The sequence below is a fragment of the Dyadobacter sp. genome (genome assembly GCF_039919315.1).
GTDB lineage: Bacteria > Bacteroidota > Bacteroidia > Cytophagales > Spirosomataceae > Dyadobacter.
In genome coordinates, this window is record NZ_JBDSFX010000067.1 from 13836 (window position 1) to 26422 (window position 12587).

The 12587-nt window shown below is 44.5% G+C and carries 12 protein-coding genes; all 12 read left to right on the top strand.

Annotated features, from left to right (window positions below):
* The first annotated feature begins 24 nt into the window (after window positions 1–24).
* Window positions 25–858, top strand: a complete 834-nt coding sequence (locus ABIO93_RS18355; protein WP_348070248.1) for a universal stress protein — start codon at window positions 25–27, stop codon at window positions 856–858.
* Complete coding sequence (locus ABIO93_RS18360) at window positions 845–2590, top strand: alpha-amylase family glycosyl hydrolase (RefSeq protein WP_348070250.1); 1746 nt, start codon at window positions 845–847, stop codon at window positions 2588–2590. Before ABIO93_RS18355 ends, ABIO93_RS18360 begins: the two co-directional genes overlap by 14 nt.
* A 70-nt stretch (window positions 2591–2660) precedes the next feature.
* Window positions 2661–5321, top strand: a complete 2661-nt coding sequence (locus ABIO93_RS18365; protein WP_348070251.1) for a cation-transporting P-type ATPase — start codon at window positions 2661–2663, stop codon at window positions 5319–5321.
* 125 nt (window positions 5322–5446) lie between these two features.
* On the top strand, window positions 5447–6280 hold the full coding sequence (locus ABIO93_RS18370; RefSeq protein ID WP_348070253.1) for a universal stress protein: 834 nt from the start codon (window positions 5447–5449) through the stop codon (window positions 6278–6280).
* Between the two features lie 273 nt (window positions 6281–6553).
* On the top strand, window positions 6554–6880 hold the full coding sequence (locus ABIO93_RS18375; protein ID WP_348070255.1) for a helix-turn-helix transcriptional regulator: 327 nt from the start codon (window positions 6554–6556) through the stop codon (window positions 6878–6880).
* Between the two features lie 11 nt (window positions 6881–6891).
* On the top strand, window positions 6892–7191 hold the full coding sequence (locus ABIO93_RS18380) for a helix-turn-helix transcriptional regulator (protein WP_348070257.1): 300 nt from the start codon (window positions 6892–6894) through the stop codon (window positions 7189–7191).
* Entirely contained in the window at window positions 7188–7868 is a 681-nt protein-coding gene (locus ABIO93_RS18385; protein WP_348070259.1) for a hypothetical protein, read from the top strand. The genes ABIO93_RS18380 and ABIO93_RS18385 overlap by 4 nt, the downstream gene beginning before the upstream one ends.
* Window positions 7869–8062: 194 nt before the next feature.
* Entirely contained in the window at window positions 8063–8224 is a 162-nt protein-coding gene (locus tag ABIO93_RS18390) for a hypothetical protein (protein ID WP_348070261.1), read from the top strand.
* Window positions 8205–8408 carry a type II toxin-antitoxin system RelE/ParE family toxin gene (locus tag ABIO93_RS18395; RefSeq protein ID WP_348070263.1) on the top strand — a complete coding sequence of 68 codons (204 nt, stop codon included), beginning with the start codon at window positions 8205–8207 and terminating at the stop codon, window positions 8406–8408. Before ABIO93_RS18390 ends, ABIO93_RS18395 begins: the two co-directional genes overlap by 20 nt.
* Window positions 8409–8410: 2 nt before the next feature.
* Complete coding sequence (locus tag ABIO93_RS18400; RefSeq protein ID WP_348070265.1) at window positions 8411–8728, top strand: helix-turn-helix transcriptional regulator; 318 nt, start codon at window positions 8411–8413, stop codon at window positions 8726–8728.
* A 30-nt stretch (window positions 8729–8758) separates the two neighbouring features.
* Window positions 8759–9628 (top strand): HEPN domain-containing protein, encoded by an 870-nt coding sequence (locus ABIO93_RS18405; protein ID WP_348070267.1) that lies wholly within the window; start codon window positions 8759–8761, stop codon window positions 9626–9628.
* A 10-nt stretch (window positions 9629–9638) separates the two neighbouring features.
* Entirely contained in the window at window positions 9639–12149 is a 2511-nt protein-coding gene (locus ABIO93_RS18410) for a cation-translocating P-type ATPase (RefSeq protein WP_348070269.1), read from the top strand.
* Window positions 12150–12587 lie beyond the last annotated feature (438 nt).

Consider the following 12587-nt stretch of genomic DNA (forward strand, 5'->3'; position numbering starts at 1 on the left):
TTAACTGTCCGGAATTCATTTATTATGAAAAGAATTCTAGTACCGTGTGATTTTTCGAAGTATAGCGAAACAGCCCTGATTTTTGCCTTACAATTGGCTACCCAAATCGAAGGAGAGTTGCTTGTGGTGAACGTAGTCCCTGAATCTTCCAGCACCCCGATAACATCGGAACTTAAAATCCATGCCCTGGAAAGCTTAACCAGGCTGGTTAAATCCTGCCAGAGTCCGGGGGTTATTGTCCAAAAGAAAATTCTAAGTGGAAGGTTCCTGACCTCCGTTCTAAAATCTGTCAAAGACGACAACATCAATCTGATTGTAATGGGAACCCGTGGCTCGCGCGGATGGGGCGAATACTTTATGGGATCAAACATCGAAAAGATCGTCCGGACATCACCCGTTCCGGTCTTCGCAGTAAGAGGCTCAATGAATCCCAAATCAATCAATGACATCGTATTCCCATGCGATATGAAACTTAATCAATTAGAAATGATTGAACAGATTAAACATCTTCAGACGCTTTTTCACGCAAGACTTCAAATCCTGCGCATCAACACCAGCAGTACTTCCAGCGATGGAAAAATCATAGAAAAGCTTGAACAATATGCAAAGCATTACCAGCTTAGCAATTTTCGGATTACCGTTTTAAAGAATAAAAATGTGACAGAGGGTATACTCCATTTTACACGCGAAGCCAATGCAGACATGATTGCGATGATAACCCGTAGAAAACGGGATTTGAAACATCTGTTCACCAATAGCACCACGGCCGATGTTGTAAATCACGCCAACGTATTGGTTTGGACTTGTTGCAGTGACCAATTACCGGCCAAAACTTCTACTAAAAATGACGATCAATGAAACCGGGATTACCTCAATCAAAGATATTGACCTGGCCCCAAAGCCTGGTAAAACTTACTGGAAAAACTCCGGAAGGGAATGGAGAGAGGAATTCATCTACTTTTTGCTGGTTGACCGGTTTCACGATGACCTGAACAGAAAACCTGCTGCAGATAACGCCCGAAGAAGTGGTTTTGGAAGTCCGGAGCAGCTGCAAAAAATATGCGGCGGGACTTTGAAAGGAATCACCAACCATCTGGACTACATCAATGACCTGGGTTGCACCGCGCTTTGGCTGAGCCCCGTTTTCGAAAATAACCCGACTTCCTACCATGGTTACGCGATCCAAAACTTTCTGAACATTGATCCGCGTTTTGGAACAAAGCAGGACCTGGCAGATTTGGTTGATGCTGCCCACGCCTTGGACATAAGGGTATTTATGGATATCGTTTTGCACCACAGCGGAGATAACTGGTCTTATCCCAATGATGAAAATTATTACTATAACCAGGGCGCCATCTTCCCGTTTGGAGCCTGGCGTTATGACCAGAGACCGTTGCCGATCGAGTTTCGAAATCCGGAGATTTATTCGAGAAAAGGGCAGATACGGAACTTCGACAGTTACCCGGAAACAAGGGACGGGGATTTTTTGGCATTGAAAAGCTTCAAAAATGACACTTCTCCCGAAGCACTTTATGTGCAGCAAATGCTGACTAAAATTCACTGTTACTGGGTGAAGGAAGTCGACATTGATGGGTTTCGGATCGATGCCGTCAAGCATATGGGTGAAGACTATGTCAGCCAATTCTGTTCCCATGTGAGAGAATATGCTTACAAACTCGGGAAACGCAATTTTTTTCTGTTTGGCGAGCTTGTCGGTCCGGAAGATATGTACAATAAATACATTGGCTCTAAAACTTCCGTGGTCGTCGAAGATAAAGCCATCTATTTCGGGCTTAATTCTGTGCTGGATTTTCCGCTGTACCACATTCTGGCAGACGTAATCCATGGCGTAGCAACACCCGACAAACTGATCGCCAGATATGAATCGCTCCGAAAAAATGCCATGAACCGAGGTGAATTCGGTGAATTTCTGGTAACATTTATTGACAACCACGACCAGGTTGGGCAGATTTTCAAAAAACGGTTTGGAAATGGTGCTACCGAAAATCAGATCATTGCAGGAATTGGCTTTTTACTTTGTGCCCTGGGAACCCCATGTATCTACTACGGCACCGAACAGGGTTTTGAAGGATCAGGCGAAGGTGATTCCAATGTGAGGGAAGCAATGTTCAGCCTCGAAGACGCTTCTTTAAATGCACTGAATAAATCGGCCCGGATTTATAAAGAGATCGCCTTCATTGCGGCTTTTCGAAAGCATAGCCCGATTTTGAAATTTGGACGGATGTATATGCGTGAACTGTCCGACGATGGCAAAAGTTTTCATTTGCCATCATTCAAAAAATGCTTGCTCGCTTTTTCAAGAGTCCTCTATGACCAGGAAATCATCGTGGCCTACAACAGCTCCCTTACTGATCAGGACGAAGAATATGTATTGGTAGATCCGCTGCTGAACCCAGAGGGAAGCAAGTTCAAATTTATATACGGCCAGTCGGGACACATCAGTGTGCTGCGCAACGAAGAAGGGAACCGGCATTTTATCAAACTAAAACTTGAACCGGCCCAATTTGTCATTTTAACGAATAGTGAAGACCCTAAAATGATGGGTCAATTGGCAGAAAAACAGGAGTAGCCCAAGATGGCAGATACGCGTTGCATATTAGAAATAAGGGAATGCGTAATTCGAAATATAAACTAGCAACATGTCAGAAACACCGCGCCAAAATACCTCCGAGGAGCCTGGCAAGCTCGCTATTACAGATTTAAAAACGGGATTGTCCAATCAGGAAGCATCCTCACGCATTCAGCAATTTGGCCTGAATGCACTGGAACAAGTGAAACCTGAAAGCATCTGGTCCATTCTTTTGCGGCAGGTGAATAGTGTGATCGTCTGGATCTTGGCAGCCGCCGCAGTCGTATCCTTTTTTCTTGGCGATTCGCTTGAAGGCTTTGCGGTGATTGCTGTCATTATCATCAATGCGGCCACCGGTTTTGTGCTCGAATACAATGCAAGGCAGTCCATGGAAGCATTGCGAAAACTAGACACAACGCCTGCAAGAGTCCTTCGCGACAAACTCATTATCGAAATCCCTTCCGAACAGGTGACCATAGGCGATATCCTGATTTTAGAAGCCGGGGATTTGATACCCGCCGATGCATTGATCCTGGAAGTCAACCAGTTGACGATTGACGAATCTGCATTAACAGGCGAATCTGTCCCATCTCAGAAAAATACTGATGCATCTGCCGAAGATGCGCCGCTTGGCGACCGGCACGACCGGCTGTTCAAGGGAACTGCCATCACCAATGGCAATGCCAAAGCAATGGTAACCGGTATCGGGCAAGGAACAGAGCTGGGCAAGATCGCAACCATGGTCAGCGAAGCCAAACGCACGGCTACACCTTTGGAAGCAAAACTGGATGCATTAGGAAAAGTGCTGATCTGGGTCACATTGGGTATGGCGACATTGTTTTTGATCGTCGGCTTTTTAAGAGGACAGGAAATCAAACAACTTATTGAAACCGCCGTTGCGCTGGCTATTGCGGCCATTCCGGAAGGTATGTCGGTAGTGGCAACTGTCGCGCTGGCCTACGGAATGCTCCGCCTGGCTGAGAAAAAAGTGATTGTGAAACGTCTGTCTGCAGTGGAAACACTCGGCGGTACCAATGTTATTTTTACCGATAAAACCGGGACACTCACCCAGAACAAAATTGAAGTCCATGCGCTAAGGGTAGCCGGAAACGACTTTACCGTTCGTCTGAATTCGGACAACAGTGGCGCTGCAACACTTGAAGTCACACAAGGAGACCAACAGCTGATCCATTCACCCGAACTTGAAATGCTTGCCCGAATTGGCGCGTTGGTTAACAATGCACAATTAGACTCAAAGAAATCGGACCGGAAAGAATTGGGCGATCCGGTCGAAGTTGCTTTGCTTTCGTATGGACGTGCGGCAGGTATAGATCTGCACCAATTACATCATGATTACAAGCGGCAGGCCGAACATGCGTTCAGTTCTGAGACGCGTATGATGGCAACGCTGGATCAGGTTGGAGCCGATTATTTTATTGGTGTAAAAGGTGCGGTGGAAGAAGTATCTGCACTTTGCAGTTGGAACAATCAGCAAGACAGGGACAAAGAATTGGAAGTATCCGAGCTCATGGCAGCCGACGGGCTTCGCACCCTGGCCTTCGCCTACCGGCAGACCAATGTAAAACCGGGAGAAAACTTTACACATGAAGGAAATTTGACTTATGCAGGACTGATCGGGTTCCTGGACCCGCCGCGTAAGGAAGTGATCAAATCATTGAATGCGTGCCATGATGCAGGCATCAAGGTCATTATGGTTACGGGAGATCATCCCGCCACTTCGCTGAAAATCGCGAAACAGGTAAATTTGGTCGGGCCGGATGAGCAGCTTGTCCTCACGGGGAAAGACCTGGAATCATTCGATTTTTCATCTGCTGATGACCAAAAAAAGATGATGGAATGCCGTGTATTTGCCAGGGTAAATCCCGCGCAAAAACTGGATATGATCGATTTCTACCAAAAACAGGGAGACATTGCCGGTATGACGGGCGATGGTGTGAATGATGCCCCTGCGCTGAAAAAATCGGACATTGGTATAGCCATGGGACTTCGCGGCACGGCAGTAGCCGCCGAAGCGGCCGATATGGTTTTGAAAAATGATTCCTTCGCATCCATTGTACACGCGATTGAGCAGGGACGGGTGATTTTTGAAAATATCAGGAAATTCATCGTCTTTCTGCTGTCCTGCAATATGAGTGAAATCTTCGTCGTCACCTTTGCCGGTTTTCTCAATGTGGGGAGCCCGCTCCTACCCTTGCAAATCCTTTTTATCAACATCATTACCGACGTGTTCCCGGCGCTCGCACTCGGGGTAGGAAAAGACAACAAAAAACTAATGAAATCTCCGCCCAGGGATCCCAAACAGCCCATTTTACAAAAAGCGGATTGGAAAAGAATTGTATTTTATGCCCTCGTCATGACAGCCTCCGTACTGGGTGTATACTGGTACGCAATCAATCGATTGGGAATGAGCGCGGAAGAAGGAAATACCATCACTTTTTTCGCGCTTTCGCTTGCGCAGCTGCTCCATGTGTTTAATATGTATTCCGGAAAGCTTCGTTTTTTCAACAATGAAATCACCCGTAACAAATTCATCTGGATGGCGCTGGCCTTATGCATCCTGATTATGATCGCCACCTTTTTTATACCATTCCTCCGACAAATATTGTCCCTTCAAATGCTTGATATAGAAACACTGGAACTGATTTTGGCCGCCGGGATTGCGCCTGTTTTGGTGATACAAACTGTCCGTTTACTTTTCCCGATAAAGTAGTACAGGCGTTGATCACACCTGTGATTAATGCAACTTGTAGCGGCAGATCTGTAACAAGTTGCGGTCAAAATAGGCTGACCTTTATTCAAACTTATTCTTCCCCACCAGCCGATCATCCATCAATCATGAAAAAAATACTTGTTACCACCGATTTCTCGTCGGGCTCCAAAGCTGGCCTACGGTTTGCCATTCAATTGGCTTCGCAAAGTAAGTTTGCCCTGACTTTCTTTCATTCCTACAATATTATGTCGCCCACTGCCTGGCCTACAACTAAGATCAAGGAATATGAAAAATCAGAAGCCGCGAAGGTTCAGCAGAAGCTTGACCTGTTTGTTGAAAAGGTTTACCAGGAACTTGCAATCAAACCGGAACACAGCAAATGTGTGATCAAAAGTTCGGTTTTCGCCCAAGGCAATATCATGGAATATGCAGGTGAGCACAACTTTGATTTTATATGCATCAGCACACGCGGAGCAGGCAAATTGCAAAGACTTCTGGGCACGAATACAGCCAATCTGATCAATAATTCCGACATACCCGTGATCGCTGTGCCCTATACGTATAAATCCAGAAAGGTTACGAGTATCCTCTATGCTTCCGATCTTACGAACCTGGATAAAGAATTGGAAACCGTCGCCGCATTTGCCACTCCTATCAAAGCCGAAGTACAACTGCTCCATTTCACCACTTTCCTGCAAACCCACATCGACCCTGAAAAGATCGAGCAGGCAGCCAAAAAGTCGGACCACTTGCACCTGAAACTGGACATTAAGTTTTTTGAACCCGCCGAAAGTCTGGTTTCACATATCGAAGCAGCCATCCTGAGGACCAAGCCATCCATGCTAGTCATGTTCACCGAGCATCACAGGAATTTGTTTGAGAAGATATTTCTGTCCAGCAAATCGGCTGAGTATTCGTACCATCCGGCGGTGCCTTTGTTGGTTTTTGGGAAGAGTTGAGGGGGAGTCGAGACGGTTAATCTTCGCAATCCAGCCATGCGCCATTATTTTCGTCTTTGGTGATGATCCGCCAAACTATCTAAAATCAGCAGCCATAATGTTGCAATATTTGGAAACTTTCTGCATCTTCGCCTGAAAAACGAATGCGATACTTTCAAACCAGGTTTTTAGAAGAAGCTGACAAATTCATTGCCGGGCTTGACCTAAAATCTGCGAGAAAGGTATTTTACAATATAGACCTTGCTGAACAAACTAACGATCCTAAAATAAAAGATGGCAGCGAAAGAAATGAAATCATATTCACTTGCTGAAATGAAAGATAAGTATATCGGTCAGGTCGGTTCAACTGAAAGGGATGAATACGAATATGAACTTCGTATGGACGTTTTGGGGCGAATGATAAAAACAGCACGGCAAGAACGTAACCTGACACAAGAACAATTGGGACAGCTCGTTGGCGTACAAAAATCTCAGATATCCAAATTAGAAAGTAGTACCAATAGTGCGACCATTGACACCATTTTAAAAGTCTTCAAGGCTTTGAAAGCGGATATTCATTTCAATGTGACGTTGGAAAATCAGTATGTTAAATTGGCCTAATGAACAACGGAATGCAAAATAAAAAATCAACCTCCTTCTACTCACATTTGGATGACCAATACGGAAAACGAGGAATGGCTGCGGGAGAGCAATTCGAAGAAGAATTCGAAGCCTTTAAATTGGGGGCTATGATTCAGGAATTGCGCAGGAAACAAGGTTTGACACAAGAACAACTTGCGACAAAATGCGGTACGACGAAAACTTACATTTCGCGCATTGAAAACAACGCGAGCGACATCAGGCTTTCAAGGTTGATGCGGATTGTTAGGGAAGGTTTGGGTGGCAATTTGAAACTGAGTGTGACGGTATGACAAAGAATATTATAAATGTTGCACCATTATTGGCTGACCATTTTGTGGATATCGAAATTGACGCAAATACTTTTGAGGAAAATGAAAAATTGGTTACAGAGAATGCACATAGACTTGGACTCTATTATAAGTACCTGGGGTTGTTACATGACAGTTGGTTTATCGGGACAAAAATTACGGCAAATAAACTCACGATCAAGCTTAACGATTTTACAACTCATGTTTTTTCAGAAGTAATCGTTGACAAGAAAAAGCTAGACATTGACCATGAAAAGCTTGTCTTCCCAATTCTAATTGAATTTGAGATAACGAACCTGACATTTAACACTGTGGACGAAAATGGTGAGATTCAGAAAATCAGATCGACTTCAATTGGCGAATATCTCTATGAGCACATCATTTCAATTGATAATGAGAAAATAGAAATCGGCTTGGTTGTTTGGAAGGATGGCATTGGTAATAAGAGAGGACAGCACATTTTGCTTTTAATAACCGCCAAAAATATAACTGTTACTGAGTTGCAGGATGACGCCTGGAAGGAAATATTTGGAAATGCTTATGACGATTATTATAAGTATTTCAAAGCTCAACTAGCAACTGGGCGATATTTATCCGATCAATCACTCTGCTATGATTTATACGAGGAATATGAACAGCAAATCTTCACACACCCATGAAAACCACCCTCTCCCACCTCCCGGACGACAAGCAAGAAGAATTAAAACCCTTACCGAAATCATCCTATCCAAAGTCCCAGCCGAAATGATCATCCTTTTCGGCAGTCGTGCGCGTGGCGATTGGGTGGAGGATTAAATTTCATTAACACACTGTTTCCCAATTGGGAAATTTCATACCTTTGACAAATTTGCGAATGAGGCCAAACTTTGAGATAGCATTGTTACCCGAAGCCGTCGAGTTTTTAGAAACCCTTGACGAGAAAACAAGAGAGAAAATTTACTATAACATCAAGAAATCTCAATTTGTGAACGACAATGAGCTTTTCAAAAAACTGAATGACTGCATTTGGGTTTAGGACGCTCTACAAAAGCAAGGCTTTTCGGCTTTTTTCGTTTTGGGACAAAATTGATGGTAAAGAAACATTGATCGTGGCGACACACGGCATCCTAAAAAAGACGCAGAAAACACCATCAAAAGAAATTAAGAAAGCCGAAGAAATAAGGAAACAATATTTGGACAATAAGGCAAAAATGAAATGATTATGGATAAATTTAAAACAGTTTCGCTTGACCAAATGATTGACAAACACATTGGCGAGCCTGGAACAGAGAAACGGGAAGCTTTTGAAAATGAACTGAGAATTGATTTGTTGGGGCACGCCATCAAACAAGCAAGACAGGAACGCAATCTGACACAAGAACAATTAGGCGAACTTGTAGGCGTGCAGAAAGCCCAGATTTCTAAAATAGAGAACAGCGTAAAAAATGCAAGGTTTGAAACAATTCTAAAAGTATTTGACGCATTGGGAGCCAAGGTTCACTTTAACGTAGAACTCAATCATAAAAAATTCGCTTGCTGACAATCTCACACACTAACGCCCACACACCACATGAAAACCACCCTATCCCACCTCCCCGAAGACAAACAAACCGAACTAAAAACCCTCACCGAAATCATCCTATCCAAAGTACCCGCCGAAATGATCATTCTTTTTGGCAGTCATGCGCGCGGCGATTGGGTGGAGGATTTTCAGGAGACGTACGAATATGTGAGCGACTATGATATTCTTGTAATTACAAAAGATAGAAAGGCGGCGAGAGGACAAAAAAAGTGGCAGGATTTGGACAAGGACTTGGCGGCTAATCAAGACATTACGAAAACCAACATTATCCAACATAGCGTTTGGTTTGTGAATGATAAGATCGAACGGAACTACTACTTTTTTGTAGATATTTTGAAAGAAGGGATTTTGCTTTTTGACTCCGGAAAATTTAGTTTATCCGAGCCGAAACAGCTGAGTCCTCGGGCAAGACACAAAAAAGCTAGTAATGCATTTAAGCATTGGTTTGAAAGCGCAAGCCGCTTTTTGGAAACCTTCAATTTTGCCTTTCAAAATGGAGAGAACAACTTAGCCTACTATAATGAGGCTGCCTTTTTGTTGCATCAAACCACTGAACGGTTGTACGCTGCAATTCTCCTCGTTTTTACGGATTACAAACCCAGAACGCACGACATTGAGGAATTAGGAAAACAAGTCGAAAAACTTCACCCTGACTTTGTAACTGCTTTTCCTAAAAATACAGCCGAAGAAGCACGGCTGTTTAAACTTCTCAAAAAAGCCTACATCGATGCGCGATATGACATGAATTACAAGATCGAAAAATCGGAATTGGAATATCTGGCCGAGCGCGTGAAAATCTTGAAAGAATTGACCGAACGGATTTGTACTGAGCGGATTGCCCAGTTTGGCACCGATTAAACCTCCCCACATGCCCACCCCTACCACCCTCCATCAAGGCCTCACAACCGACCAAGTCAACCAATCCCGCGCCAATCACGGCGAGAACAAAATAGAAGATACGGGCAAAAACGGCCTTTTAACTGCCGTGCTGGGTTTGGTCAAAGAGCCAATGCTAATCCTTTTGATCGCCGCCTCCGCCATTTATTTTGTGACGGGTTCACTGGGAGAAGGCTTGTTTATGCTCGGGGCCATTATTGTCATTTCTGCAATTTCGATCTACCAGGATATCCGAAGCCGTAATGCGCTTGCGGAGTTGAAAACACTCACACAACCCAAGTGTAAAGTGGTCCGCAATGGTGTCGAAGTCGAAATTCTCAGAGAGGAGCTTGTGATCGGAGACTATCTGATATTGGAGGAAGGCAACAAAAATCCTGCGGATGCATCGATCGTGGAAGCGCATGATTTTTCTGTAAATGAATCTATTCTTACCGGTGAATCGCTTCCGGTTATCAAAAACGATGCAAAAACAGAAGTTTTTCAGGGAACACTCGTAACCAGCGGCAGGGCAATCGCGGAAATCAATGCGATTGGGAACAAAACCCGGCTCGGACTGATCGGAATAAGCCTGGAATCGATTGAGCAGGAACCTACCCCACTGCAGGTACAGATCACCAATTTCGTCAAGAAAATGGCGATCATTGGCGGCGTTGTTTTCCTGATCGTTTGGGGTATCAATTACATTCGCACTGGGCAGTTTTTAGATAGTCTTTTGAAAGCGTTAACGCTTGCGATGAGTATTTTACCCGAAGAGATCCCGGTGGCATTTACTACGTTTATGGCGCTGGGTGCGTGGCGGCTGATGAAAATGGGGATCATCGTCAAACGAACGCAGACCATTGAAACGCTCGGCAGCGCCACAGTCATTTGCACAGACAAAACCGGAACGATCACAGAAAATAAAATGGAGCTGGTCAGTGTATATGTGCAGGCGACAAATTCTATTCAAATACCAGACGAGACATTAAAAACGGAAGGTCAAAAACTGCTGGCCATGGCAATGTGGTCCAGCGAACCAGTGCCTTTCGACCCCATGGAAATTGCGCTGCATGAAGCATATGGAAAACTTTCAGCGGTGGATAGCAGACCGGAATTCAGGCTCGTTCATGAATATCCGCTGGAAGGCAAGCCACCCATGATGACGCATGTATTCGAGAATACGGAGGGCGAACGCATCATCGCAGCCAAAGGTGCGCCGGAAGCATTAATGGCACTTTCGGGATTATCGGATAGCCAGCAGACCGACATACTCGACGCAGTTAATGGGCTGGCAGCCAAAGGTTACCGAATATTAGGTGTGGGTGAAAGTACATTTTCCGGTGATGTATTTCCCGAAAAACAGCAGCAGCTTTCGTTTCAATTTCTGGGTCTGGTTGCTTTTTATGATCCTCCGAAAGCAAATATCCGTTCGGTTTTTGAATCATTTTACAAAGCCGGTATCCAGGTAAAAATCATTACGGGTGACAATGCGGCCACAACGCAAAACATTGCCAGACAAATTGGGTTCGAGGGTGCAGAAAACGTTTTATTAGGCGACGAGCTGGTTGCTATGGACGACAATACCTTGCAGCAGAAAGTGATGCAGACAAGCATTTTTGCAAGAATGTTCCCGGAAGCAAAATTAAAGGTTGTTAATGCACTGAAAGCGCAGGGACAGATTGTCGCCATGACCGGCGACGGCGTTAATGACGGCCCGGCACTGAAAGCCGCACATATCGGAATTGCTATGGGCAAAAAGGGCACGGAAATTGCGAAACAGGCTTCCTCGCTGATTTTAGCAGACGATGATCTGGCCAAAATGGTAGATGCTGTGGCGATGGGCCGCAAAATTTATGTCAGCCTAAAAAACGCAATCCGCTACATCATTTCCATTCACATCCCCATTATCCTCACCGTTTTTATTCCACTAGCATTGGGCTGGATCTATCCGAATATTTTCACGCCGGTCCATATCATATTCTTCGAGCTGATCATGGGCCCGACCTGCTCCATTATTTATGAAAACGAACCCATGGAAAAGGACCTCTTACTACAAAAAACAAGACCCTTTACATCAACTTTTTTCAGTTTAAAAGAGCTGTCAGTCAGCATATTGCAAGGACTGGTAATCACAGCGGGAATGCTGCTGCTATATAACTACGCGGTGATGCAATCCTATGATGAAGCGCTTACCCGATCCATGGTTTTTATCGGACTTTTGGCTGCGAATGTATTTTTGACGCTGGTAAACCGTTCATTCTCCCACTCCATTTTCACGACATTACACTATAAAAACAGCCTGGTGCCGCTGATCATTGGCATCACAATCCTGCTTTCGGTTCTCATTTTTGTGATACCAGGCATTACCCGGTTTTTTAGTCTTGAAATGGTGAGTGTTAGCCAGTTGCTGATCAGTATCAGTGTGGGGTTTGTGTTTACGGTTTGGTATGAAGGGGTTAAGTTTTATGGTCGGAGGCGGGATAAAATTCTCATCGAAAAGTAATCTCCGGACCAAGGTCGCTTTACGATCTCACCTAATTTTAAATTTCATTCCATCTTTGAACTTGTTGCTGGTACCCCTATCACCGAATTAAAGCAGCGGCAAAGAAACCCTGAATTCAGTAGCAGTTTCGTCCACGGTAACTTCACGGGGCTTACGTAACGATAAAATGACTTTAGACTGCTCAAACCCTGCTGGCTGACCGTTAATCAGATTGTGGTATTGGATTTCAGATTTGTCACGCAAATGAATTGGGCCGTCAACTAACTAAGCCTCCAAAACGAACCCACTGTCCGGCTCCATTCCGCCACTGTTCAAGACCTTTGGGAAAATACTGTTGCAGCGAAATCCGAGTTATGGCTTTGATATACAAGTAAATCCAGATTTGTTCATTACCACAGGATAATTCGCCAAATTATTCTGCGGGCTACATTCTAAATT